Annotated in this window: 28 protein-coding genes and 1 riboswitch; of the genes, 19 read left to right on the plus strand and 9 right to left on the minus strand. The window is 38.1% G+C overall.

Going from position 1 to position 24,340, the window contains the following annotated elements:
• Positions 1-195: 195 nt before the first annotated feature.
• Entirely contained in the window at positions 196-1,791 is a 1,596-nt protein-coding gene (locus MF646_RS18905; protein ID WP_250098064.1) for a tetratricopeptide repeat protein, read from the plus strand.
• A gap of 274 nt (positions 1,792-2,065) precedes the next feature.
• Here MF646_RS18905 and MF646_RS23540 read toward each other — a convergent pair whose 3' ends face one another.
• From MF646_RS23540 to MF646_RS18915, 3 genes are all read right to left on the minus strand, one after another.
• Positions 2,066-2,206, minus strand: a complete 141-nt coding sequence (locus MF646_RS23540) for a Fur-regulated basic protein FbpA (protein WP_420842546.1) — start codon at positions 2,204-2,206, stop codon at positions 2,066-2,068.
• Positions 2,207-2,380: 174 nt separating this feature from the next.
• A complete protein-coding gene (locus MF646_RS18910; RefSeq protein WP_250098065.1) occupies positions 2,381-2,947 on the minus strand; it encodes a hypothetical protein in 567 nt (188 codons plus the stop codon).
• Between the two features lie 16 nt (positions 2,948-2,963).
• Complete coding sequence (locus MF646_RS18915; protein ID WP_250098066.1) at positions 2,964-4,214, minus strand: DUF1294 domain-containing protein; 1,251 nt, start codon at positions 4,212-4,214, stop codon at positions 2,964-2,966.
• Between the two features lie 272 nt (positions 4,215-4,486).
• Here MF646_RS18915 and MF646_RS18920 point away from each other — a divergent pair, with 272 nt between their 5' ends.
• From MF646_RS18920 to MF646_RS18950, 7 genes are all read left to right on the plus strand, one after another.
• Entirely contained in the window at positions 4,487-5,335 is an 849-nt protein-coding gene (locus MF646_RS18920) for a zinc metalloprotease HtpX (RefSeq protein WP_250098067.1), read from the plus strand.
• Positions 5,336-5,671: 336 nt separating this feature from the next.
• A complete protein-coding gene (locus MF646_RS18925; protein WP_250098068.1) occupies positions 5,672-5,863 on the plus strand; it encodes an aspartyl-phosphate phosphatase Spo0E family protein in 192 nt (63 codons plus the stop codon).
• 519 nt (positions 5,864-6,382) lie between these two features.
• Entirely contained in the window at positions 6,383-7,192 is an 810-nt protein-coding gene (locus MF646_RS18930; protein WP_250098069.1) for a hypothetical protein, read from the plus strand.
• Complete coding sequence (locus tag MF646_RS18935) at positions 7,182-7,478, plus strand: hypothetical protein (RefSeq protein WP_250098070.1); 297 nt, start codon at positions 7,182-7,184, stop codon at positions 7,476-7,478. The genes MF646_RS18930 and MF646_RS18935 overlap by 11 nt, the downstream gene beginning before the upstream one ends.
• Positions 7,479-7,839: 361 nt before the next feature.
• The gene (locus MF646_RS18940) at positions 7,840-8,196 is read left to right on the plus strand and encodes a ribbon-helix-helix domain-containing protein (protein ID WP_250098071.1); all 357 of its coding nucleotides are present in this window, start codon (positions 7,840-7,842) and stop codon (positions 8,194-8,196) included.
• A gap of 2 nt (positions 8,197-8,198) precedes the next feature.
• Positions 8,199-8,456, plus strand: coding sequence for an AbrB/MazE/SpoVT family DNA-binding domain-containing protein (locus tag MF646_RS18945; RefSeq protein WP_250098072.1), 258 nt, complete (start codon positions 8,199-8,201; stop codon positions 8,454-8,456).
• Between the two features lie 138 nt (positions 8,457-8,594).
• Positions 8,595-9,311 (plus strand): hypothetical protein, encoded by a 717-nt coding sequence (locus MF646_RS18950; RefSeq protein ID WP_250098073.1) that lies wholly within the window; start codon positions 8,595-8,597, stop codon positions 9,309-9,311.
• 167 nt (positions 9,312-9,478) lie between these two features.
• On the opposite strand, the gene MF646_RS18955 is transcribed toward MF646_RS18950, so the two are convergent.
• Positions 9,479-10,201 (minus strand): YaaW family protein, encoded by a 723-nt coding sequence (locus tag MF646_RS18955; protein ID WP_250098074.1) that lies wholly within the window; start codon positions 10,199-10,201, stop codon positions 9,479-9,481.
• Between the two features lie 292 nt (positions 10,202-10,493).
• Here MF646_RS18955 and MF646_RS18960 point away from each other — a divergent pair, with 292 nt between their 5' ends.
• The 8 genes from MF646_RS18960 (at position 10,494) to MF646_RS18995 (ending at position 16,991) form a co-directional block, all read left to right on the plus strand.
• Entirely contained in the window at positions 10,494-11,918 is a 1,425-nt protein-coding gene (locus MF646_RS18960; RefSeq protein WP_250098075.1) for a dynamin family protein, read from the plus strand.
• A gap of 14 nt (positions 11,919-11,932) precedes the next feature.
• Entirely contained in the window at positions 11,933-12,730 is a 798-nt protein-coding gene (locus tag MF646_RS18965) for a hypothetical protein (protein WP_250098076.1), read from the plus strand.
• 19 nt (positions 12,731-12,749) lie between these two features.
• A complete protein-coding gene (locus tag MF646_RS18970) occupies positions 12,750-13,595 on the plus strand; it encodes a hypothetical protein (RefSeq protein WP_250098077.1) in 846 nt (281 codons plus the stop codon).
• A gap of 53 nt (positions 13,596-13,648) precedes the next feature.
• Positions 13,649-13,735, plus strand: a riboswitch (cyclic di-GMP riboswitch).
• 78 nt (positions 13,736-13,813) lie between these two features.
• Positions 13,814-14,548, plus strand: a complete 735-nt coding sequence (locus MF646_RS18975) for a DUF4230 domain-containing protein (RefSeq protein WP_250098078.1) — start codon at positions 13,814-13,816, stop codon at positions 14,546-14,548.
• Between the two features lie 18 nt (positions 14,549-14,566).
• Entirely contained in the window at positions 14,567-15,274 is a 708-nt protein-coding gene (locus MF646_RS18980) for a hypothetical protein (protein WP_250098079.1), read from the plus strand.
• Between the two features lie 26 nt (positions 15,275-15,300).
• The gene (locus tag MF646_RS18985; RefSeq protein WP_250098080.1) at positions 15,301-15,591 is read left to right on the plus strand and encodes a YkgJ family cysteine cluster protein; all 291 of its coding nucleotides are present in this window, start codon (positions 15,301-15,303) and stop codon (positions 15,589-15,591) included.
• The gene (locus MF646_RS18990; RefSeq protein WP_250098081.1) at positions 15,592-16,596 is read left to right on the plus strand and encodes a hypothetical protein; all 1,005 of its coding nucleotides are present in this window, start codon (positions 15,592-15,594) and stop codon (positions 16,594-16,596) included.
• Between the two features lie 17 nt (positions 16,597-16,613).
• Positions 16,614-16,991, plus strand: coding sequence for a hypothetical protein (locus MF646_RS18995; RefSeq protein WP_250098082.1), 378 nt, complete (start codon positions 16,614-16,616; stop codon positions 16,989-16,991).
• 244 nt (positions 16,992-17,235) lie between these two features.
• On the opposite strand, the gene MF646_RS19000 is transcribed toward MF646_RS18995, so the two are convergent.
• Positions 17,236-17,556 carry a polysaccharide deacetylase family protein gene (locus tag MF646_RS19000; protein WP_338035515.1) on the minus strand — a complete coding sequence of 107 codons (321 nt, stop codon included), beginning with the start codon at positions 17,554-17,556 and terminating at the stop codon, positions 17,236-17,238.
• A gap of 390 nt (positions 17,557-17,946) precedes the next feature.
• Between MF646_RS19000 and MF646_RS19005 the strand changes: the two genes are divergently transcribed.
• Both MF646_RS19005 and MF646_RS19010 read left to right on the plus strand, forming a co-directional pair.
• Entirely contained in the window at positions 17,947-18,465 is a 519-nt protein-coding gene (locus MF646_RS19005; RefSeq protein WP_338035516.1) for an RNA polymerase sigma factor, read from the plus strand.
• Positions 18,449-19,204, plus strand: a complete 756-nt coding sequence (locus MF646_RS19010) for a hypothetical protein (protein WP_250098085.1) — start codon at positions 18,449-18,451, stop codon at positions 19,202-19,204. The genes MF646_RS19005 and MF646_RS19010 overlap by 17 nt, the downstream gene beginning before the upstream one ends.
• A gap of 105 nt (positions 19,205-19,309) precedes the next feature.
• On the opposite strand, the gene MF646_RS19015 is transcribed toward MF646_RS19010, so the two are convergent.
• The 4 genes from MF646_RS19015 to MF646_RS19030 are packed head-to-tail and all read right to left on the minus strand — an operon-like array spanning position 19,310 to position 22,800.
• Positions 19,310-20,068 (minus strand): GDSL-type esterase/lipase family protein, encoded by a 759-nt coding sequence (locus MF646_RS19015; RefSeq protein WP_250098086.1) that lies wholly within the window; start codon positions 20,066-20,068, stop codon positions 19,310-19,312.
• A complete protein-coding gene (locus tag MF646_RS19020) occupies positions 20,065-20,286 on the minus strand; it encodes a hypothetical protein (RefSeq protein WP_250098087.1) in 222 nt (73 codons plus the stop codon). Before MF646_RS19020 ends, MF646_RS19015 begins: the two co-directional genes overlap by 4 nt.
• Positions 20,287-20,299: 13 nt before the next feature.
• Entirely contained in the window at positions 20,300-21,436 is a 1,137-nt protein-coding gene (locus tag MF646_RS19025) for a S1C family serine protease (protein ID WP_250098088.1), read from the minus strand.
• A gap of 14 nt (positions 21,437-21,450) precedes the next feature.
• Positions 21,451-22,800, minus strand: coding sequence for a zinc ribbon domain-containing protein (locus MF646_RS19030; protein WP_250098089.1), 1,350 nt, complete (start codon positions 22,798-22,800; stop codon positions 21,451-21,453).
• Between the two features lie 599 nt (positions 22,801-23,399).
• Between MF646_RS19030 and MF646_RS19035 the strand changes: the two genes are divergently transcribed.
• Positions 23,400-24,338: an AAA family ATPase gene (locus MF646_RS19035; protein WP_250098090.1), complete on the plus strand. Its 939-nt coding sequence runs from the start codon at positions 23,400-23,402 to the stop codon at positions 24,336-24,338.
• Positions 24,339-24,340 lie beyond the last annotated feature (2 nt).

Raw genomic sequence — 24,340 nt, forward strand, 5'->3', positions numbered from 1 at the left:
AAAAGAGGAGTTTTTTGTGAAGTGTAGTATATATATATTATTGCGATTTGAAAAAATTTTAGGCTGCGGGAGTATGTAACAATAGGATTTAAAACGAATAAAGGAGAGCATGGTGGCATACCTGTTCCCTTTTTTTATGCCTGTCCTAACCAATTTTTTCTCTTGTCGATAGTGAGAAGGAGGAATATATGTAAAATGAAGAAGTTTTTTTTCTTGAAATTAATCCTTGTATTTATGGTAGCTTGTTCTCAGATGACTACAGCTGAACAAGTGGATGAAAAGTTGAAGCTTGGTAACAAGTATCTATTGGAGGAAAATTACGAGGAAGCGATATTAGCTTATGAAGAAGCAATCGAGATTGATCCTCGTTCGGTCGATGCTTATTTAGGTTTGGTTGATATATACATAGCTTTAGAGGAAGATGATTTAATTGTAACAACGTTGAAGGATGGGATAGATTCAGTTGAGGAAACCAATGTCTTACGTGAAGAGTTAGCCGATCATTATGTAGATAGAGAGATGCTGTCAGAAGCAATAGATGTATATTTGGAAATAGTAGACTCTGATTTAGATAATAGGGCGGCAATAGATGAGGTTATTGATTTATACCAAGCGATAGATGATATCGATAGCTTACAAGATTTTTTGGGAAGACTTTATGAACAAACAGGTGATGAAACGTATCAGCGATTATTAGAAGACCTATCTTTTATTACGGCGGGTGAGCTTCTGTCTGAATTTGACCCAAGTTCTGCTAGGTTTCAAACAACGATGAAGGATCGTTACAGCAATGAATATAATATTTTTATTTATTCAGAGGATGAGAATGTATCTACGCTAGAGCACCTTTCTTTTCTAGGTGATGAAGGGGATACTGTACTAACTGGTGATTACCGAGTTGTGATTCAAAATGAGGCTGGAGACTTTTATCTTCAAGATATTGTTTTAGAGAACAAAACGATTAATACAAATGGACATATGCCTTACGTTGTTGAGAACAGCCCGGACCTGTTAGTTTTTTCTTGGGTTGAAAGACAAGATGTTAATATAGTTGATGTTTATGTCCTGACTAGTGAAGGGTTAGCAAAGGTACATGAGCTGGTTGCTGTTACGCCAAAATTAAAATTGGTAGAAACTAATCAGCTTCAATCCTTGTATTATGATAGAGAGAATGCACTTTGGACGTTTACTACGGTGCAGGTAGATATTCAAAATGTAAGTGTGGAAACGGTAGAAGAGCAAGAATTTAGTCTAGAAGAAGGCCGACCATTACATGAGTTATTTTCTTCAACAGATGACTATGTAATTGTAGGTGATGAGACGCTACAATACACGACTCATTATACTGAGGTAGAGTTAAAGGAAGACGATTTAGTCGATGAGGTAACTCAATATTTATTAGAGTTAAAGGAATACGCTAGTAAGGGAACGCTTGGTGAAGGCATGGCAACGGTTGGTGTATCAGCGGAGGAATTAGTAAGCATATTAGGGGAACCTAGAGAAATAATGGGTTACTCAGGAACGGAATTATATTCATATGAACACGCCGATTATCCAATGTCCTATAGAGACGGGGTACACGTACTATCAATCTATCAATACAAACACCAAATTGAATCCATTACCCAAAAACAAATTATAGAAGTGTTGGGGCCACCTGATGATCGTGGAGAGGATTTTAATATTTTGATGGGCTACTACATCAATTACACTGTTGGAGACCACGCGTTACAATTTATTTTTGATGATAATGGTGATCATTCTTTGGCTAGACAAATTACGGTATGGTAAGTGGGACATAGAGGGACATAGAGGACAGGTCCCTTGTCCCGCACAAGGTTAACTATTTGAAAGAAGTCTAGAAAATAACACGTTACAAAAAAAGGTGGATAACCTCCTGTTTATACAGAGGGTTATCCACCTTTTGCTTAATATACACAACAACCCGAGAGGATTATTGGTATTAATGTATAGATAGCCACATCTAGGGTAGAGGATACTTGTTTGTAATTCCCTGGAATCCGTTTCTAAAATAGGGTAAGAGCGTGTTTAGATCATTAGTCCTCTAAACACGCTCCTTTTTATGATGATTTACTCTGTTTAAGCACGCGTAAATTTGTTCAATATCTGTAAGTGTTAGTTCAAATAAGTGCTTGTCTTCACTTTTGTAGATTCCTACGTTAATAGGTAAGGTGACTGGCACCACCCGACGATTTACTGAAGTTTATGTTTGTTTATTTAGAATTTGAATAAATTTAGCCCGTTGATCATATAAATTGATCGTTCCGAACAGACTTGTTTTTTTCTTGAATACCCAACATCCCAGTTAACGAACACACAACAACCGCCCCTATAACTAGGGCGGCTGTGTCCTAAAATATTACTGTAAAATATAAGTTGGTACCTCAAGGTGTTGGGCAAAGGATCTACTTTCTTGTTCAGTTGATAAGGTAACAAGATATAATTTTCTCCAGTCTTGATGAGTCTGTTCGATTTCGTGACTTGCCTTATAAAAGGAACAGATGACTGCAGATTGAAAAGTTTGTTCAAATCCTAGATTGTTGATTTCTTCTTCTGTTACCCCAGGAACAATGGTGATGGTATAACCTCCCTCCATTGCTCTCTCTAGTCGATTTAATGCAAATGCAGCGATTTCTGCATACTCGTCATTTTGTTCAATGGAGCCTCTAAAAGCTCGGATCGTATGTTCACTCACAATGTATCGTGTGCTTCGGTTGGTAGAAAATTGACTCGTCGATAAAAAGTTGATTTCACTATGGCATAGGACATTTGTATCAAGTGCAATATAATGATCTCCATCGATAATGTCCATCATAAACTTTTCCAAAGTCCCTTCCAGTTCAACTGGAAAGCCCCAACCTTTTTCCTTTGTTTCTTTATAAATTTGCTTCATCTCTTTCAGGTAATTCATAAACCCCATAGTCATGATCCGTCCTTCCTGATTATTCTTCTTTCACAAGGCTGATATGGTTTTCGACTCGTACATAAATGTTTTGCACGCGTTCATTTGGCGTATGACGTCCTACTAAAACTTGAAACACTAACTCATCGCCAATGGATCTCCCTTCATAAACCTCTATTAAGTGATTTATGTCGGTAATTTCCATTTCACGTTGGTTTGTAATGTCTTTAACATACATAAATTCATTGCCAACATCGATACCAGCATTATAAAAGGGTTTGTTTAATTCAACTTCACACACCTTAGGAAATGGATCGTGTTGATAAAAAGATACCCCGAACATAGGAAAGTGCACTTTTTCATCCTCTTGTATCCCTAGATCGTCGTTCCCTAACCTAATGGATCCTGTAGGAATGAGCCCATATTTTTCCGGATCGATTAATGCATCTGCAGGCAGAGGAAACGTTTGCTCTTGATCAGTTTCTGTTTGGAGGTTCTCAGAACTTCTTATTTCTTCAGGCTTGCTGACTGGGAGTCCTTTATGAGACCGTTGTTTTTGTTTCTTTACTTCTTTTGCAAACTCTTTTGTGAATTCATTCGCAAATCCTTTTACAAAATCTCTTGTAAACCCTATTGAGAAAGGCAAGGCTAATAGAACGATCGCTTTCCAAAAAGAATCCGAGTGTAACACCCCAATCACACATGCGTATCCCATCCAGATATAAGCATATGTATGGACGAACCATAGCAAGAAGCGAATGATCGGAGACGATTTTGAGAGAATAAAGTGTGTAATAGATAGACCAATGATGATAGCCGCAACTGTCAAAACGGATGACCAATACAGACTAAGATACATTTCCCCTCTAGTCATTAGAAAAGGATATAAGAGTAAAGAAAGGATTCCTCCTTCTTCGGCCCGGTCAAATACCGATGATATGTAAGGGACGACTTCATCATGAAGAAGTCCTTGTAGAACGATGAAACATGCATATGTAAGTAACGTAATCATAGGTATGCCAAAACGAAATGTACTCTTTAACGTCTTATGTCGAAGCAACTTCATCGCGAGTAACGCTCCAATTCCACCACCTATCCATGCTGTTAAGAACAATCTTCTTTCCGGAATTCGATATTGTTGGTGAATCGCTTTACTCTTATCGATTGCAAAAGTTGCAAAGGAAAAGACATTTGCCACTATAAGATAATAGAACGTTATATAAGCAATCTTTTCTGCCAACAATAGACCTTCACCTAACATTTTTTTACCCACTTCCTTTGGAGGATCCATTACTTCCTACCTAAAAATTTGATTACCAAACTAGTAATATAGTATTTTATGTTAGCGTACATAGTCACAATTTTCAACAGATACCAACAAGTGGAACGACTCATTTCCCTCTCAAGAAGGGCTAACAGTCTCATCATTCTACTGAGAAAATAAACCTACTAGATTTCCATAATTTTCCTCGCATGTAATATTTATGTATGTTATACTTGTGTCGAATTTTTAACGTTAGGTATTTACAAGTTTTATATTTAGATAGTGAAGGAGAGAATACTTTGTACATATTAGACTGTTTTCAGCGCTTAACTAAGAAACAAAATATCGGAATCTTCATTTACCTCATTCTGAACACGTTTCTGGTCATGGCCATCTTTGGTGACCCTATTCTCGGTTTATCCATGTATGTCATTTCATTGGTGCTTGCACTATCGCCTTTTGGTGAATGGATTTTACGCTTGCAACAAGGGTGTAAACCATTAGCAAGAAAGGAACATATTGAACGCTTAACCCCTTTGTTTGATGAGGTTTATCGCAAAGCGAGAGAGATTGATCCGTCCATTCCTGATGGGGTGAAATTGTTCATTAGTAATGATGCTGCTCCAAATGCATTTGCAACAGGAAGGAAAACGATCTGTCTTACAAAAGGGCTGCTACAGTATGATGACGATGAGATTAAAGCCGTATTGGCTCATGAATTTGGACATCTATCAGCGAAGGATACTGACTTCATCCTTATTGTCACAGTCGGGAATATGATTGTTACTGCGCTTTTTGTTCTTTTTCGACTCTTTTTCTCATTTGTCGGAATCGTGGTAAGTATAGCCAACAATAGCTTAGGTACCTTAATCATGACCTTCTTAATGGATGTCGTTTTAGTTGCAATGATGTGGCTGTGGACGAAGTTTGGTACACTTCTGGTAATGCACTCTGTCCGAAAGAATGAGTATGAAGCTGATGCTTTCGCACACAAGTGTGGATATAATCAACCTTTAGTGAGAGTCCTTGACAGCTTTAATGCACTAGATGGTCCAGCAACAAAAGGATTATGGGCAAACTTAGCTTCAAGCCATCCCGACCCAGATCAACGCATTGGGAAATTGCAAGATTTAAATGAAGTAGCTTAAGGAAGCGAGGACGATTCTAACAGGGGACAATCGGAAGTTTTACGCGAAAGAAGGAACAACTAGCGGATTTTTGTCTGCTTGTTGTGCCTTTATCTATCTATATATTTAGAAGTCGCGACCTCCAGTAAGTATCAGTGCCTGGTGGATTCATGGGGACGGTTCTCCCGTTTCATTCCCTCGAAATGAAACGGGAGAAATGTATTTCTTTGTCTTTTTATGATTTGTTTTGTCGAACCTCTTTTCATTTAATATGAATTATAAGATAATACTTTTGACTCATATCTATAGTCACTATCGAAGAACCAGTTTAAAATATTTACGAGGTGTACAAATGTAATGAAACATAATGAAAAATTAGAAATGGCTATAGAAAAGAAAAGAATAGAATTGATTCGGATAGGGATGACAAAAGGACTTACTAATAGTGTTACAGTTAAATGCAGCCAAGAACTCGATGAATTACTTAATATCAGGAGAGGGCTATATATCAATCAGAAGCGTATACACAAATTATCCGCCAGTATATAAGACTCTTCATAAAAGCCCTATGTGAAAACAGTAAATGAGTAAAACAGAGGCCTAAGCAACAAATCTTGTAAGCAGGATTTGTTGCTTAGGCCTTTTTAGCATATTCAGTGATGTTTTATTATACCGCATATTAAATATTAAGTTGGTACATGACACTACTTGAAAATGTCGAATGGCGGAGGGGAAAGAGTGGAAATTGGAGTCGCAGGTACATGTCCCTTGCCCCGCTGCCAAAAAGGTGGATAATCCTCGACTTATACAGAGGGTTATCCACCTTTTACGAGATATACACAGGGGGGAGAAAGGATTTTTGGTGCTAATATTTAGATATCCACATCCTATCCCTACTCAAAAAAGGACGAGGAACCTATCCCTCATTCCCTCGAAATGAGACGGGAGAACCGTCCCCATGTTTCCCCAATATCTACCTAGTAATTTCCGCTGATTACTATAGTAAAATAGAATAAGTGCAAATAATTATAGTAAAGGGAGTGGAAAGAAAACATGAGAATTTTGGGAATGATAGTAGTTTTGGTGCTCTCTTCTTCTATGCTAATGGCCTGCGGGACGAGTCCTGCAGGAAGTCAGGAAGAGGCGGCGTTAGAAAATAGTGAGGAGTTAGAAGTGGCACAGGGCGAGCTTTGGGATAGATTTGCTCAATTAAAAGCTATAGCGGAGGAAGGTCCCGCTTCTAGAGAAGTGTTTGTAGCTCTCAGTTCTGCCGTAAATATTTTAGCAGAGGCCATTCAATCAAATGCCCAAATTACGATTAACGATTCCAATGAAATTCAAGAAGCATTTGAGCAGCTTGAGTCTGATTTATCGGGTCTTTCGAATCTAGAAATTATGGAAGCTCAACAAAAATTACACTCTCCAAAAACGGTTTTTGTTGCTTCGCTATCGGAGTATTTAGAACAGTATCTGGCTCGTGCCGATCTTAAGGATGGCAGTGAGTCCATCTTTAATATATATTTCTCAAGTATGTCCAGAAACTCGGATGACCTAGAATCGGTAATCGAGAGTGCACAAGGAGCAGTGAATTCGTTAGAAAGGTTGGAAGACTATCCAGTAAGCTCGATAAAGACAGTCATTAGTGAAAATAAAAGTACATTCACAGAGGAACAACTAGATTTATTGTTAAGTGCCATCGTCTTTATTGATATGTCCGTTGATCTTCAAATTGAGATCATGGAGAGTTTTGTTCACGATACATTTGAGCATATCGACTTAACAGAAAAAATTGATGGTGCTTACTATCTTATGGCAAATGCCCACAGTGAACTTAAGGAATTGGAAAGGATTCTAGGAGTGGTAGACGATGAAGAATAAAATCGCGATTGCCATTAAGGTTATTGCTGTTTTACAAATAATTGTCGGTTTCTTTGCGGGGTTAATTGCAGCAAATGTTGAAGTTTCGTACACGTATCTAACCGGTACTTATACTGAATTCAACTGGACGATCGCGATTATCTGGTGGCTCGCATCGATTATTACTAGTATATTTTTATTAGGTTTTGCTGAGATCGTTCATTTGCTTCAGAAGATTGCTGATAAGGTTGAATCAAACAACAAGCCGTTCATATCGTCTATAATTCATGAGGGAAAAACTGAGTGAACGGAATGATCTTCAGGGGTCAAGGGTACAGAACCTTGATCCCTGATTTTTTTATGGCATCTATCTACAGTCCAAATAAGAAAGTTTTTTTCTTTTAGTAAACTTGAATACCAAACTTTAATAGTTTTTTAGGTAAGATATCATCAAGGTTTAGAATGTCATCATTATTTAGCTCAATGAGGTTAAATTATGGGTTGTGTAGCTGTCACCACTCGGAGCGGTGTAATGATTGATTTTTCATACTAATTACATATCATCTAAGAATCTTTTTTAAAATTAAAGGTTTTTGTTGTAATACAATGTATTACAGTGTATCATTTGTAATATAAATTAATAAAAAACAAACATAGGAGTGTTTTTAATGGGTGATAAAACAATAACGGTACGCTTTGACAAAGAAATGGTTACTAGAGTCAATCAGCTTGTTTCATTTTATTCCAATCCGATTGTTAGTTCTAAAAATAGTGATGTGATTCGTTATGCTGTAGAAAAGCTTCATGATGAAGTGAGTAAAGATGAACGCTTTAGAAAGAAGAATAACTTACCTGCGCCGACAACCATAAAAGTCAACTGCCCAACCTGTGATAATGTAACAAGTTACAAAATGATTGCAGATATTGGTGAAGGAGACATGTCTGTGTATGAATGTACAGTATGTGAAGACAATTGGACATATGGTGAATTAGTAAAATTCGATTCTTTTATTCAGGGTGAGTAAGAATGTCTAAAACAACAGGAGTAATCAGGGGATTTGATAAGTTAGGTAGGTTTGTTATACCTTCAGAAATGGTAAAAACTCTAGAGTTGGATAAAGATGACAAGCTGGAGATTTCTTGTGATGGAACAACAATATATTTACGCAAATACCAGCCTTACTGTAATTTTTGTGGAGATGTAGGAGATGGTTTAACGGAAGTCATGCATAAAAGAATTTGCACCAACTGTATGAATGAGATTATAAGAACAACAGCTAATTAAGGGTCAATGTTCCTGACCCTAATATACAGTGAGTTTGTGTATTCTGAGAAACTACATTAGTCGGCTTTAGTTCCATATTTGCTTAATAAAACCGGCAGCCCTTTTGCTGCTGAAATTGATACAAGGGGTGAATATATTTTGAGTTGGTTTGATGAAAATCAGTACGGACCATTGTTAAGGTCTTACCAAGAGAAGAGCAGTGATAAATTTGAGGTAAAACACGGAGTTAATAATCACAGAGATCATAGTGGAATGTTATCTACTGACTTGTCAGAGAATGAAAGATTGGTAGATGAAGCAATTAGAATAATACTAGATCAGCTGCCAGGAAAAGAATTTAGTTATCCAAAGGGAATTCAAGTGAAATTTGTTTCTCAGATAAGTTCATACTGTAATACGAAACACTCTAAAATTGGAAAACGGATAAATGCTGTAGTAAGCCAAGGGGGGCAGGATAAAGAGTACCCTTGTTATTTTCAAATTGGCAACCTTGGAAATAGAGGAGAACCAAAAGCGGTGTATACTGATGCTACATCTCGTTTTTTATTTTTTATGGACGAGAGCACTACATACACTCAATATGGATTTCACAAGTTTTTAAATGCAAAATATACGAAACTTGAGCGAGACTACCAATTATTAGGGCTGAAAAAGCAACTTAAAGAGAGTATCTTATTCACATTAAAGGAATCGTTTAATTTTGATATTGTTAGTAACAAATATATCATATTACCAGAAGTAGAGCTGAATACATCTAGTACCCATGAGCAACTGATCAAAATGGTTAGGGATTTGTTGATTATTGGTTTGGTTAAAGAGAGTTATCGTTCAAGGAATATTTTGCTTAGTTTGTAATACGTGCATGTCACAAATCCTTTTTAGTAATAGTAAGCTTTCATATCTTTTTCACCAACATCGAAGCAGTTATCCCGTAGAAATATACTTTTTATAGAGCGAGGATTTTGAAAGTTTCTCTAAAAAACAAGCGGAAGCAAGAGATCCATCCCTGTGCTTCCGCTTGTTTAAGCTTTCATTTTTGCTCTCATATACGCAATTTGAATGACTGCTGGGACGGTTACTCGATAAGCCGGCCCGGCTAAATCAATGGCTGTCCAAACGCCTGTTATTACCCATCCAATTGGTCCGGCAAACTTTGCTAGAACCTTTGTTAATGTGGCATTCGCGGTTAATGAAAGGCCTTTTCCGGTAATAAACTTAGAAACTGAATTTGCCACGATTAATGCAACTTTATAAGGGGTAAATCCGCCTGTTTTAATAGCAACCTGTAAAGCAGCAATGACGGATTCGGCCGTTAATGTTTTTGAATTAATACCAGTCGTTTCAATAACCTCTTTTAACTGCTCTTTATCCATTTTTTCTATAGAGTCAGTTAGTACCTTCATTAACAAATTCATCTCAATCGTATCTATTGAGCTATTTTTGTTGTAATTTACTTTCAAACGTTTGCATACATCTTTGAGAATCTCCTCATAATAAACTCCCTTTCTTCCCCTGAATAGCGAAGAGAATGAATTTGCTCCGTATAATTGAAGAGATTCCGCTATTTCTTCCCAGTACAACTGATGGTTCGGATAATGTAGTTTATATTTTTCATTTGATGTTAATGTTTCGGTTAAACGAGGGTTCCCGCTCTTATCTTTTGTTAAATAAGTAACTAACACGTCTAAGTCTTCGTTGTCGCACTTTCTCAAAAAATCCAAATCTTCATCTTGTCTGTAAGCCATGTTTTCTGTCACCCCTGCAAAAGTCATATAGTAAAATAATACCATGATATTTATATTATTCTACTTTTTTTATTATAGGATTTAAAAAGAACGAACTTCTGTTACTCCCAATAAATCTATTATTTTTGACAAAAAATCCTATGGTAAATAATACTAATGTAGTAAAATAGACTTAGTAATTTAGATCTTGTGATTACTAATCAATTTTTTCTTAAAATGTTAAAAAGAGATAAATTCTTTTAATCTTTCTTGTTTCTCATAGGTTAATACTAATGAATAAAGGGTGGTTTACATGGAGCAAACGATTCAGAAATCAACAAATAAAGACATTCACAAAGCTTTAGAAGAGCTCGAAGATAAGCGAAAGCAAATCCTGTGGAGTCCGCTTGCAAATCGTTATGCAAGGACACTTGAGCGTGTAGAGAGGATTTTCCAAGAGGAGTCATTGCAGCAGTCAATCGATGATCGTTTCTTTTCAAAGATCGATGCGTTTATCAAGCAATGCAGAGAACCGGAATTTCATATTGCGATTATTGGGGTGGTAAAGGCCGGGAAATCAACTCTAATTAATGCTTTGCTCGGTTCTGAACTTGCTTCAACGGCGGTAACTCCGGAAACGGCTGTATTAACAAAGTTTCGTTCGGGCAAAGGAAGCAATGTTGTCACTGTACGATTTTATAATGAAAAGGAATGGTCGGAGTTATGGGATAGTGCAAGTGAAAATCCACATTCTACTTTTTTCAAAGAATATAATGCGCTTCAAGCTGACTCAATTAAAGAGAAGTGGGTTGGTCATGACAAAATTAGTCTGAATCCTGATTCGTCTGAAGAGTTGAAACAAGCAGTGAAGGAATGGACGTCTTCGCAAGATCCGAAGCATTATTTTGTCAAAGAGGTTGAGATAGGCCTTGCCGATTTTAATCTCCCAGAACAGGTTGTCTTTGTCGATACTCCTGGATTAAATGATGTCGTACGATATCGTTCAGATGTTACACGAAATTACATAGATCGAGCAAATGCCGTTATTTTATGTGCGTTGTCGAAAACGCTCAATACGGGAGATTTGCAAACGATGTATAACGTGTTTGCAAATTGCCGGGAAAACCCGGAGAAGGTTTATACAATAGGTACGCAATTGGATCTCTTAAATGAACCTCAAACTGAATGGCCTCAATTGAAAGAGAAATGGATTTCTTACTTAGAAGGGGAAGATTGTTACGGTTCTGCTCAAAAGGCAGCTAGAAACATTTTCGGCTTATCCGCTCATATGTATAACCAAGCCATTCAATATGACCAATTAGGAAAGAGAGAGCAGCGAAAGCTTGAAAATGCTCTATTTAATTATACAGAAGATTTTACAGAAGTTGTCGAAGAAGCAATTAAGTATTCAGACATTCTTACTTTCAAGGATGATCTATTTATGGAGATCGTTCAAAACCACGAATCTTTATTAATCGAAGAATTAAAAGGACGTTTCCAAGATATCCAGCAAGAGCTGTTAGACCGCATCGTTTATATAAAAACATCGCAAACCGAGATGTTGGCTACTGCAGGAGAAGATTTAGAAGCGATTACTGAAAAAGCTAAGCAGAAAGAACAAGAAGTTAAAGAAATGAAAGTGAACCAAGATACACTGCAGGACGTATTGCGGAAAGTACAGAAAAACAATTCAGAGTACGTAAGAGAACTAAAAAAAGCTGCAAAGAACATTGTGTAAGGAGGATATGACATATGGGGTTATTTGGTTCAATTATTGGAGGTATTTCAAAAGCAGTTTCATCAACCGTATCTAAAGTAGTAAGCGGGATCAGTAAGATTGTATCTAATCCATCGATCCCGCCGATAATTGGAGAAAAACCTTTAATTGGTGATCTAATTCGAAAGGTTGTTGAATTTTTCAGCAATAAACGTTATGACTCAACAACCGCTTCAACAGATGAAACGAAAGATATCAACCGGGATTTATCTCAGTACGCAAAAACTTTTCACGCAGAAGCGAACCGAGTGGAAGAAGAATTGCTTGATACAGCAAATGATTATTTTGATAAAGTAATTTTGCAATTAGAAGAGATGCAAGCGGATGATGCCTTTTTAAAGGAGCTGCCTTTGAATAAAATTAAAAAAGAAATTCGGGAGCTTCGAAAAGAGTTAAGAGGAAAAATGAAAAATAGTATCTCTCGAGCGTACTCCTTGGATAATCAGGAGCTTCTCTCTATTCTAAAAATGGATTCTGACAGTGAACGAATGACTGAAATGGAACAGTATGCGAAACGAGTTATGAAAGTAGCAGTTAACGAATTTTTAGATAAAGTCGATGACCTGAGCGAGGAACAATTAGAACTTGTTCAAGACTTAATTTTATCGAAGGTCGATCAAATCTCGATTGTCATGGAGACAGAACAAGAACTATTAGAAGAGTTGAAAAGCGCTTTGCAGCAAAATGAAGAAGAACTTGAACAACTAAAAATGAAAATCTCTTCTACGATTGATTTATGCGATGCCTCCATCCAGGAATTAAAGTCGGTATAGGAGAGAGAGGGGAGCAAGAATGAGTTTCTGGTCAAAGGTCGGCTTGGCAAGTCATAATGAGTTAAAAGAAATGAAGGAAGAGCTCTCGATGGCTCAAAATATCTTAAAAAAGGATATTCAAGAGCTCTTTCAAGAACAAAAAGCATCACAAGATAGAGCAATTGAGAACATACATGAAACATTCAAATATGCAGTAAACCATTTAGAAACAAAGAATAAAGAAGATACGGAACAATTAATCACACAAATTTCCAACCTCAAAAGCAAAGTTTCGAGCCAGCTCCAAACACTCAACGAGCGGGACGAAGGGATATCGGCGAAGATCGATACCCTTCAAGAGATTGTTAAAATACACTGGGCGAGCACACTGCTTGATTATGTTGATGAGATTCTAGATGAAACGGAAGTAGAGATGAAACCATCTAAAGATGGAACCGACCATCCGCTTAGTTATGATTTTGGTGAAGTGTCAGCATTATTCAAATTCATTTATAGAGAGACCGAAAGAGCGGGGTTTCATATTGGATGGAAAAACACTAAGCAAACCGTTCAATTTTACCTTAGAAAAGAAGATGGAGAGAGCTATGATAATCAGATTGGAGCGATCCAATATGAAGGAAGTAATGACTTTTCCAAAAAAGCTCCAACTACTGTTTCTTGGCGTTTTATTATTAAGAATATGCCAGATACACTAATCAGAGATCTTTCATCGGTTCTTTCAGAAGAACAAGCCTTTTTACTTGTTAATAAGAGTAAAGATGTTATTGCTTTTCGGTTTCAGGACTTGGAAGCTAGAACGAAAGGTAGTATTACTGAGATATCAGAGGTATTAAGTATCAATAATTTAGAGGTTGCTTTTAGGTAGAAAGATTTCGTTCCTAAGCGTGAAATGTGATATTTTCTGATTTGACAATAGTAACTTCATATCGGCAAACTATTTGAAAAGGTAGGGCGCAAAACTAGAGGGGCTAAATCTGTTATTGGATATGCCAGCCAGTTGCACAAGTTATACCGACAAGGCCTCTATATTTTTATAGAGGCCTCTTAGATATTACCAATAGTAGAATAAACGGGAGAGAAATAATGTCTGATGAAAAGAGTAAGCAAGTAAAAGAGATAGAAAAGGCAAAAGCCGAGGTGGCAAGTGCGATAGCGGTAAATACGCCAAAGCAATCGAGCCCTTTCTTTTCACCTAAAAGAATGCTAGCAGGAATATGGAGAGGAAAAGTGGCCTTATTGTTAACGATGATTGCTGCATTATTAGCAGCAATCATTATTAGTTCAACTAGTTTGTTTTCAGGAAGTACATTTCAGGAAGATAACGCTGCGATTGTAGATAGTGTAAGAGACTTAGCGACATTAGCTACTGCGGAAGCCCATATTACTGCTGTATTAGAACAAGAGAACAATGAATTATTTGGGAAAGAAATAGGGTTTAATCTACCTGGTACACAAAGAAAATTACTACTAATTGTGCCTGCAACAGTCGTGGCGGGAGTTGACTTAACTCAAGTTAATACTATGAATATACATATAGATCAAGAAACAGGCATGATTGAAATGAGTTTACCAAGAGCATCGTTCGTCCAGGAGCCATCTATTATCATGGAACAAATTCAAACTTTTTCAAGTGAAGGTGTACTCAGAGGAGCAGTCACATGGGATGAAGGTTTTGAGCTGGCTGCCGATGCGCAGGAATTAATAAAAGAAGAGGCTGTGGCGATCGGTCTGCTTGCTACAGCTGAGAAGAATGCTGGAAAAGTATTGAGTGAATTCTTCGCAAACTTAGGATATGAAATAGATGTTAGCTTTCAGTAAATCTAGGAGGAGCAGTACATGGGGGAAAACGCAACAGTAAAGCATAGTGAAGAAAACGAAGAGACTATGAATTTTGAGCGGGAAAATAAATCAAATACACACTATAAAATTAATGGGAACAAAGTTGTTTTTGATAAGTCTCTAATCATAGAAGTAGACGGTCAAGAATACGAACTGTTTAATGTACATCGATCACTAATTCGAAAGATGGCCAATAAAAGTTTGAAACGATCGATCATAACAAGTTTGTTAGGGGACGGGGCCGGTTTATCTCTGTTAGGTACAACAGCAACAGCTTCACAATTTTTACAAGCAACCATGTCTGCTATATTTGACAGGAAGTTCATGAAGAAAGGCTGTCAGGAAGTAATGGAAGGGATAGCAAACCTTTATGGGTTAAACATAAAAGACTTAGAAACAAAAATCAATGCACTGACTGCTGCTGGTGATAACAATTATAAGATGAAGTCGATTGCTCAGGATGTTAAGACTAGTACGCAAGATGTAATGAAGACACGCAGAGGTAAATTGCTTGCTAATGTTATCCCATTTGTTGGTGCGGTTTTTACCGCTTACTTAGTTAGGGATGCTGTTGTGGAATTCGGTGAAAAGATCATGGATCAAATTGAAGATAAAATAGAAGCTCAAGTACGAAACGGTGAATTAGAGATCAGTAAGGCGATGATTAAAAAATATGGAGGAGCACCGGTTAAGAAGAAAAAGTAACAAATGCCAGAGGAGGGGAGTACCTAATGAACCAGGAGTTCATCAAGGATGATACGAAATTTCCTTGTGATTCATGTGGTTTATGCTGTACAAACATACAGATGATCGAAGAATTGCAAGAGTTTAATCGTGGGGACGGTACTTGTAAGCATTTAGTTAATAATCAATGTGACATTTACGAAAGCCGTCCTCTCGTTTGCCGGATTGACGATATGTACATGAGGTTTTACCAACATACATATTCAAAAGAAGAGTTTTATTTAGCAAATATTGAAGTTTGTAAGGAACTACAAAATAATAATAATGAGGTGGAATAGATGCCATTACCTATTTTAATCGGCGCCGTTGCTGCAGGGGCAGCCATACTTGGAACGGGAGCAGTGATTACAGCAAAAGATAATTTTGATAAAGCGAAATCTATCGCAAACGATGCAGAGAATAAATACAATGAGCAAAAAAAAGAGTTTGAGAAAAAAGCAAATGAAACAGAAGCCCTCTTAGCAGAACTAGGAAAAATCAAAGTTAAGGTTCAAAGTACAACGATGATGGACTTTGTAAAAGCCTACAAACAGATTAGTAACATTGATTATAAAAATAAAAACTTTACAAATAGTGTTTTCAAAGAAAAGATCTCCCCGCAGGAAGTTAGAAGAATTGAAAATAATTCTATGAAAGCAAGTGACCTTTTCAGCTCAGGTTTTCAAGGAATCTCAACAGGTGTTCTGGCAGGGTTGGGGGCAACAAGCATTGCCACAACACTTGGAACGGCGTCTACAGGAACACTCATTTCTACATTAAGTGGTGCAGCTGCACAAAAAGCGGCCCTCGCCTGGCTTGGAGGAGGAGCACTTTCGGCAGGTGGACTCGGAATTGCAGGAGGCACTGCGCTTATTGGCGGCGTCGTGGCTGGACCGGCTATTTTAGTAACGGGGGCGATTCTAGATAGCAAGTCAGAAAAAGCATTAACCGAAGCGACGAATTATGCTGCTAAAGTAGATGTTGCAATTGAAGAAATGAAGACCGCAATTACCAAGTTTATAGCTTTGGATGCTAGAGTGTTTGAAGTGATGAAAGCGCTAGAAATAGTTAATGCAGGCTTTGTAAAGGAAATTAAACAATTGCAAGCAATTGTAAAAAACAACTCAACGAAGATTAACTTCCATGAGTTGAACGTAAAGGAGCAAGAAATTTTATATAAAGCCCAACAGTTTGCTCAAGCTGTTAATGCCTTATTAAAGATTGAGCTAATGAAAGAAGGAGAAATTATGAATACCCAATCGAAAAAGGTACTAGGTGAAGTAGGGGAACTTTTCCAACAGTAAAAAGGAGTGTCTTATCTATGAAAAAAGGAAATGCAGCTATAGCTCTTCAATCTCTAAATAAAATTGCTGATAGTTACTTTGATTATAAAAAGGTAAAAGAAGTAGAGATAACAAATCGTATGGAAATTAAAGCTAAAAGGGATGTAGCTATTGAAGCGATCAGGAGCAATCGCGAAGTCATGCTTTACGCATTAGAGGAAACATTTAAAGAACGCGGAAAAACGTTAGATCAGATGTTTCAAGGTTTGGATAGAGCAATTGAAGAAGATAACATTGAATACATTGACCGTTTTTTATCCGGAATTGTCACAACGATTCAAACCTCTCCTTTTCGAGGTTTTGGAGAATTTCAAAAAAGTGTAGGAACTGGTGAGCATGTATTAAAGCTAGATTAAAGACTGGCATTGGGAATGCCAAAGTTATAGTCTAGTTTGCAGGTTATTTTAGATTACGTATAACATTAACTTTAGTACCCTTGCTGCCCCCAGCCGCAGCTAGTTAGGTTTATCGATTGGGGGAATACAATAAGTGGTGTCTCAAAGGTCTGTTTTTGAACTTTTGAGACACCACCCTTGTTTATTATGAGGGGGACATGAGCACGGTTCTTGTTCTTAAAGCTAGATTACAAGGAATAGCTCTTTAAGATTTATTTATAGCAACTGCTCTGATGGCGGTTGGCACTTTTGTAATAAGTGCTGCGCCCGTTCTCCCGTTAGCTCCTTGAATACTATGATGCTGATCATACGTATGGCTTTGAATATTGATGACCCCAGATTGAACCATTTCCCTCATTTGATCATACGTTAGTCTTCGGGACCATCCGTTTTCCGTTCTATCGACTATTGTATAAATGGTTGCCCTAAATCCCATTTCTTTCAATATTGGATAGGCATGATCATAATTGCTCCCATATCGATCGTCAATGGTAAGAATTCTTCCGGTAGTTAATAATATCTTGATCTGTTATCGTCTCATATCCAGCCCTTGTTGAGTGCATCTAATTGCGACTGAAATAACTTTGGATCAATTGTGTTCGGTGTAGCCACATTTTCTTCAAAGTGGTGATACATAATAGATTTGATTTGTGTACGCTGATATAAATAGGCGCTGGTTATTGGTTTGGTATAAGATTACATGATTCATATTTTGCTGCTCTTCACATATCAACATAGGGCAGCTAGATTATTAACGAAGCTTATATAGTTCCTTGCGCTCACCGTTAGGGTTCTAGTTTTCGACTTTTTCACTGATCTCGAACCGTCCCTGTTTTAAAAAAAGCGCAACTTTTTTATGCGGACTGCGTCTAAGTAACAATGATCATAAACGCTAGGAGGAAGAACCTTGTCCAATGTGAAACAACAAGTGATTACAGAATGGTACTCACAGTATAGCAATTCTATTTTTAGTTATATTTTATTAATGATCCATGAACATCAACTAGCCGAGGACCTGACACATGAAACATTTATAAAAGCCTATAAAAAATATGACTCTTTCAAAGGAGACTCCAGTCCAAAGACATGGTTGTTTTCTATTGCCCGCCATACAACCATAGACTATGTGAGAAAACGAAAACCTGTTAGTTACCTTAAAGAATTTTTAAGTTTCAAAACGGATAAGGGTCCATTGCCAGATGAGGTTGTTCAAATCAAGGAAAGCTCAAGAGAATTATTTGAAGCGTTGAGGCAATTAAAGAAAACTTATCGGGATGTCATTATCCTAAGAAAACTAAAAGAGTTTTCCACTAAAGAGACAGCTGAGATCCTGAATTGTTCCGAGAGTAAAGTAAAGTCAACGTTAAATAGAGCAATTCCGGCTTTAGAAAAACAGCTTCTGAAGGAGGGCTATTTACATGAAAACTCAATTTGATGAACGGTTGAAACAAATAGATGATGATATTCAATGGAACAAACAGAGAAATCAAAAGGTGAAAAATGAGATCATTGCTGAGATAGAGAAGCATGAAAGGAAGCCTTCCATCCTAAAACATACACTTATTTACTCCTCAAGCCTCATTGCTTTTGCGATTTTTGCTTTTTTAATTGTGGTCAACATAACACCAATAAATGAAAGTCAGAGGCCTTCTGATGAAGAGATTACGAATCCTATATTAGATGAAGACGTAATGGAAGAAGAAAATGAGTGGATAGAGTCAGATAATGAGCTGGATATCGAAGACGGAGTGAAAATGACAGAAGACAGAAGCACGTGGACAGAGGAAGAAATGTTAAACGATCTATCCGCGGGTATTATATTAACTCATCGTCAATTAACTAAATTCGTTGAGGGTGAATGGGTTCCTGATTATCATTCAGCAGAAGATCAACAAATTATTTCGGATCTATTTTCTTATGTAAGTCGGGCAGGTACTGCTGCCTTTCATTTATCTGCAGACAATTACCTTTATGTTGATTTAATGAATTTGAATTCTGTTTTAGGAGAGGCTTTTCAGAACCAGGACGATGATGGACTGCTGTTAGCCTATCAAGTTGTGCATGATCTTGATGTTGCGTACAACGGCTTTGAGGAGGATAAAGGGCCGTTCGGGGTTACGTTGTATCGAGATGCAACTTATGATGTGGTTAGGACGTATCTTGGACGGCAGTAGAGTGCTTGCCATATAAGTGTGGAATTAAGATAAATAACATGCGTGTGGTCTAAACGAACGAATTGTTAAGCTGGCCTTGTAACAAGGACCAGCTTTATTTGTCATTTATTTCATAAAGTGATTCAACGTCTCTAAGCCAACCTCAGCAAGCTTTCTCTGCCCATCGACAGTTGGGTGGATATCACCAGCAATGACATATTGAGCCTGATTCGTACCAAATGCATTGAACGCATCTGCAATGGCTATGTTTTTATAATGGAAGTTTAAGCTCGCTATAAGCAAGTCGAGCTGCTCATTGATGCCTGGCAAAACAAAAAGTCCAGTTTGATGGAGTGGGTCGTTCACTTGAAAAGGATTGTAAACATTGTAAACAACAATTGGTGCATCTGTCAGCGAGCGAATTTGTACGATATTGGCAGTGATTTTACCAAAAACCCCGCTTTTTTCAATTTGGTCATTTAAATGGTAAAGAAATAAATTTTGATCCCCTTCGCTTAATTCCCCGGCTTTAGCCAGTGCCTGCAGCAAGTCATTATTGCCAATCGTTAAGGTAACATAATCAGCATGTCTAACAGCTTGACGGTATTTCTGATCGTGTTTAAGTGCGGATAACATTTGATCGGTTGTCCAGCCTGATACGGCAAGGTTTCGGACTCGCATGTCTGCATCTTCTCCGATTAAGTAAGGAAAGGCATGTTTAGAGGGAGAGGCATTGTTGTTATTTCCAAGGTTGTACCCATAAGGAATAGAGTCACCTAAGGATACTAAAGATTTTTTTGCGTGGTCGTCTTTGGCGAAAGCGGTTGTGGCAGATAAAAGAGTGATGATCAAAAGCAGCGTGAATGATTTGAATAATGTTCTCATATACTTCCTCCTCTTATTTTAAATTCATTTCTATTATAGTGACTGGCTTTGGAGGAGGCTGTCGAACGGTCAGAGAGCTGAAAATTAATTTTTACCGTTTCGGGTTTGGTGTTTGCACGTAAAAAGCATATTGTCTCATCTTTAAATAAAATGGGTGAATGGAATAAACCATTCACCCAATAAATAATAGTCAATTTAAATCTTCTATGCTCAGGCACCGGGCACCTCCTCTTAATTGACAGCCTGCATTCCTCCAGATATTATCTTCATTTGGTCATTTTCATAACCTACTGTGTAGGTCGTTTTGTATTGTTGATACGAATAGCTTCCGTTTCTCCATTCCTCAGCTGAAATAATCGCTGTGACAGTGATATCTCCATTGGTTGTTACAGATAATTCATCAATGTACACGGCTTCTGTATTTGTATAGCCGTTGCGAAAGGATTCATAGGTCGTGTCTCGTTGCCAAGAGCTTCCTAGTAAGGAGTACGCTGTAACGTAGTCTTTGACGTTCAAGCTTTCATAGAAATACATGACTAGATAACGGGCTAATTGTTCATCTGTGAAGCTGTCTTCTTCGTAGAAATAGTCGTTCTGTTCCACGTTGTTCGGTAGGGAGGTCATTGGTGAGTTGGACCATCCTTCGATTAAAGCCAGGACATTAGGAAGTGGAATGCTAAATCCGATCGATCCTTGTTCAGCTGATGCGGAATTAATCCCGACGACTTCACCAGTTTTTCTATTAATTAAAGGCCCGCCGCTATTACCCGGTGCAATCGGAGCTGAGATTTGATAGACATTTTCAAATTGATAAGGTGGTAACTCAAAATCTCGATCAACACCACTGATAATGCCCGTTGTAACCGTATTTTGGAAGCCTAATGGACTGCCTAATGCAAGGACTTCATCACCGATCTCAGCGTTCTTCTCTTTACTTATTTGTAAAGGCTCTGTTCCTTTTAGCCCATCCACACGGACAACAGCAACATCTGTATTTTCACTAATTCCAATCACTTTCCCAGGAAATTCACGATTGTCAGCTGTTTTCACGGTAACATTTGTTACACCAGCAACGACATGGGCATTCGTCACAATATCTCCCTGATCATTATATAAAAACCCCGAACCGATGCCGTAATCTCCTATTTCGATTTGGACAACGAGCTTTTGTGTTTCATGAATGATGTCTTTTATTTCTTTTGATTCAGCGGGCGCTTTTTCTTTCGTGTCTTCAGTCGATTCACTTGCTGCAATTGCTGCGGTATTCAGTTGACTCGCAACAGACTCTTTGATCAAAGTAAATGAGTAGAAGCCGACTCCAAAAATCATGATCGTTGTAATGCAACTAATAATCCATTGTTTCTTCATCTTTCCCTCCTTAATTAATAAAACTGCCATGATATATAGTCAATTTGAACATTTGCATCTACAGATAGATTGTGAATCACATCTTCAAAGGAGCCTTGTTCTCCTTGACCTATATAATGAGGGGTAACATCAGTGCTGCCAGCAGAAAGATATGTGCCGTCTGCATCATGAACCGTATAATAAATGACAATTGAGGTAAGGTCGACCGTTGCGACGTTTTTAATGTCACCATAGAGATAGAGGTCGCCACTTTCATCAAGCTGTGTGTCTAACGAGATGATTGAAACGGCGGCGGTCCGATTTATGAGGTCCTGTTGGGCTGCTGCTTCCCTCTCTTGTTCCAACCGTTCCTGTTCAGCTCGCTCAAATGCCTCTTGTTCCCGACGGGCTTGTTCCAAGCGCTCCTGTTCTGCTTGTTCAAAGGCAGCTTGTTCCTGCTCGATTTTTTTCTTAACAGAGACAAGCGTTTTATTACCTGAAGCATATTCAAGCCCTTGATTCACAGTCGCAATTGCATCAGAAAACTGGTTGTTCTGCAGCTGGGTTTCTGCATTCTCTTTTGAAATCTGGACAATCTTTAAGCGGATCTGCTCTTTGACTGCAGCTGCTTCATCAGAAGATTGGGTAGAAAGCTCATTTAGTTTGTTTGCCAGCTGCTTAATGGTTGTGAACTTACTTAAGTCCTGTTTAATGGTCCCGACGGTTAACGCTGCTTGGGTGAGTGTAATTTGCTCGGCAAACCCTTCAAACATCGGATCCTCTTCAGCTTCCACAGCTTTTTTCAAAGAAGTGAGGCGGTCTTTTGCTTTGGAGAAATTTTCTTCTTCAATTAACTCGCTGATCGTCGTTAGCCTAACCTTGTAATGTGAAGCTCGACTCACATTGTCTAAGTCTTCTTGCAAGGCAGCGTACGTAGGTCTGATGCCTTGTGCTCTTTCTAACTTTTCTTCAGCTGTAGTATAATCCCCGTTTAATGCAGCGTCGTTCGCTGACTGCTGTAAAGCCAAAACTTCTTCATTCTTGTTCATTTCATGAAAGTAAGACGCTGAAACTCCGCCGCCGACAAGAAGGATGCTTATAATAGGAATCAGGATGGGGAGTTTTTTAAAAAAACGACTGCGAATGATTTGCTTAGGCTGCTCGCTCACTTCGGTCTTAACGGTGATAGGTTGGACAGGTGTTTGCTGGTCAATCACGGTTGGGGGGAGCTCACGATCTTCGACTTCAGTGGACGTTGCTTTATTAGTATCACTGTTATCGCTTTTTTCTGTATTTGCTATTCTAGTATTTAACACTTTTTTACCACAGTTCGAACAAAAATGAGACTGCTCATGTAATTGCTCGCCACAGTTATGACAAAACATGATTGTAAATCCTCCTAATCAAGTTTTCTACTATAATAATCTTAGATTATTTGACTTGATTAAACAAATGGCAATATATTGGAAGGGAGTTAATGGGTGACTTTTGCAGATTTTGTTGAAGGGGAGTTATTCTAAACCTATAATTTAAATGTATCTTTTGTGTGTCAGATTACTTCACGGGTTTACTTACAGCTTGTCTTATACTTGGTATGATGGAGACATCAAAGAGAGCAGAATATGCGGGAGGTAATCAATATGACAAATGCAGGTTTAAGAAATCCAGGGATTTTCACTTTGATTGGTCTTACATTTTCAGTGTTTTTTAATAAATAAGAAGGTAATCAAAACCTACCAGTTAGCTTATGAGCTAAGCTGGTAGGTTTTTTTGGTCTCGAGGTTTCGGTTTTAAATTCGTTGTGGCAATTATCGAGGGTTACTGGTGTCTCGAAGAGCGTTATCCTACGTCTCAACTAAGGGATAACTGGGACAAGGAACCTGTCCCTCTGTCCCAAATAAAGGATTTTCCACTGTTTCATAGAAAATGATTGTATACCAATCTTACACAAGCAAAATAGGTCCAACGAAGGAGAGACTAACTCATGAATGAAGCAGATATAAAAGTCATAAAAGAAATAGAAGAAAATCTAGCAAGCTGTCTTTTAGGAAAAAGAAAGGAAATCAAACTGGTTTTAACAGCGTTGTTAGCTGGCGGTCATGTACTGCTTGAAGGTGTGCCCGGGACGGGGAAGACGTTGCTTGTTAAAGCATTGGCGAGATCTATTCAAGGGGAGTTTCGGCGAGTGCAATGCAACCCGGATCTGCTTCCGACAGATGTGACAGGATTTTCCATGTATCACCCGAAAGAAGAGCAGTTTCTGTTTCGGCCTGGCCCAGTAATGACGAATATTTTATTAATGGATGAAATTAATCGAACCTCTACGAAGACACAATCCGCTCTCCTTGAAGCGATGGAAGAAAAGCAGGTAAGTGTAGATGGGAAAATGTATGCGCTGCCAGAGCCTTTTTTTGTGCTGGCTACTCAGAATCCCATTGAATTTGAGGGAACGTACCCGCTGCCGGAAGCGCAATTGGACCGTTTTATGATGAAGTTTCATTTAGGATATCCAGATAAAGCAACCGAAAAGAACTTGCTATTAGGGCAAAACAACCGCAAGCTGTTCGAAAACTTGAATCCGGTTACAGAGATTGAAACGATCGCCTCTTTACAGCAGCAAATCGAAGAGGTATATGTCGATGATGAGATTGTTGATTATATCTTGTCGATCACCGAAGAAACGAGAGAACATCCTTATATTTACTTAGGTGCGAGTCCGCGTGCAGCTCTTTCGCTTTTGCATGGAGTAAAAGCGTTAGCGTTAATCGAGCAACGCACTTTTGTTACGCCTGATGACGTCAAATTTTTAGCCCCGTACGTATATTGTCATCGTCTAATGTTAAAGCCAGAGGCGAAAATGGATGGGTTGACGGAACAAGCTATTTTGCAATCGATCATGAAAAATGTACGCGTGCCCATTTGATT

This window comes from Halalkalibacter alkaliphilus (genome assembly GCF_023555415.1).
Lineage (GTDB): Bacteria > Bacillota > Bacilli > Bacillales > Bacillaceae_D > Halalkalibacter > Halalkalibacter alkaliphilus.

Bases quoted from the DNA above. Each gene is read 5' to 3' on its own strand.
- MF646_RS18945 (WP_250098072.1), top strand. From the start codon at position 8,199: ATGTCTAAAACAACAGGAGTAATCAGGGGATTTGATAAGTTAGGTAGG.
- MF646_RS18940 (WP_250098071.1), top strand. From the start codon at position 7,840: ATGGGTGATAAAACAATAACGGTACGCTTTGACAAAGAAATGGTTACT.
- MF646_RS18965 (WP_250098076.1), top strand. From the start codon at position 11,933: ATGGGGTTATTTGGTTCAATTATTGGAGGTATTTCAAAAGCAGTTTCA.
- MF646_RS18995 (WP_250098082.1), top strand. From the start codon at position 16,614: ATGAAAAAAGGAAATGCAGCTATAGCTCTTCAATCTCTAAATAAAATT.
- MF646_RS19035 (WP_250098090.1), top strand. From the start codon at position 23,400: ATGAATGAAGCAGATATAAAAGTCATAAAAGAAATAGAAGAAAATCTA.
- MF646_RS18905 (WP_250098064.1), top strand. From the start codon at position 196: ATGAAGAAGTTTTTTTTCTTGAAATTAATCCTTGTATTTATGGTAGCT.
- MF646_RS19025 (WP_250098088.1), bottom strand. From the start codon at position 21,436: ATGAAGAAACAATGGATTATTAGTTGCATTACAACGATCATGATTTTT.
- MF646_RS18980 (WP_250098079.1), top strand. From the start codon at position 14,567: ATGGGGGAAAACGCAACAGTAAAGCATAGTGAAGAAAACGAAGAGACT.
- MF646_RS18930 (WP_250098069.1), top strand. From the start codon at position 6,383: ATGATAGTAGTTTTGGTGCTCTCTTCTTCTATGCTAATGGCCTGCGGG.
- MF646_RS18970 (WP_250098077.1), top strand. From the start codon at position 12,750: ATGAGTTTCTGGTCAAAGGTCGGCTTGGCAAGTCATAATGAGTTAAAA.
- MF646_RS18985 (WP_250098080.1), top strand. From the start codon at position 15,301: ATGAACCAGGAGTTCATCAAGGATGATACGAAATTTCCTTGTGATTCA.
- MF646_RS18975 (WP_250098078.1), top strand. From the start codon at position 13,814: ATGTCTGATGAAAAGAGTAAGCAAGTAAAAGAGATAGAAAAGGCAAAA.
- MF646_RS18915 (WP_250098066.1), bottom strand. From the start codon at position 4,214: ATGGATCCTCCAAAGGAAGTGGGTAAAAAAATGTTAGGTGAAGGTCTA.
- MF646_RS18935 (WP_250098070.1), top strand. From the start codon at position 7,182: ATGAAGAATAAAATCGCGATTGCCATTAAGGTTATTGCTGTTTTACAA.
- MF646_RS18960 (WP_250098075.1), top strand. From the start codon at position 10,494: ATGGAGCAAACGATTCAGAAATCAACAAATAAAGACATTCACAAAGCT.
- MF646_RS18955 (WP_250098074.1), bottom strand. From the start codon at position 10,201: ATGGCTTACAGACAAGATGAAGATTTGGATTTTTTGAGAAAGTGCGAC.
- MF646_RS19015 (WP_250098086.1), bottom strand. From the start codon at position 20,068: ATGAGAACATTATTCAAATCATTCACGCTGCTTTTGATCATCACTCTT.
- MF646_RS19010 (WP_250098085.1), top strand. From the start codon at position 18,449: ATGAAAACTCAATTTGATGAACGGTTGAAACAAATAGATGATGATATT.
- MF646_RS18925 (WP_250098068.1), top strand. From the start codon at position 5,672: ATGAAACATAATGAAAAATTAGAAATGGCTATAGAAAAGAAAAGAATA.
- MF646_RS18910 (WP_250098065.1), bottom strand. From the start codon at position 2,947: ATGACTATGGGGTTTATGAATTACCTGAAAGAGATGAAGCAAATTTAT.
- MF646_RS19030 (WP_250098089.1), bottom strand. From the start codon at position 22,800: ATGTTTTGTCATAACTGTGGCGAGCAATTACATGAGCAGTCTCATTTT.
- MF646_RS18990 (WP_250098081.1), top strand. From the start codon at position 15,592: ATGCCATTACCTATTTTAATCGGCGCCGTTGCTGCAGGGGCAGCCATA.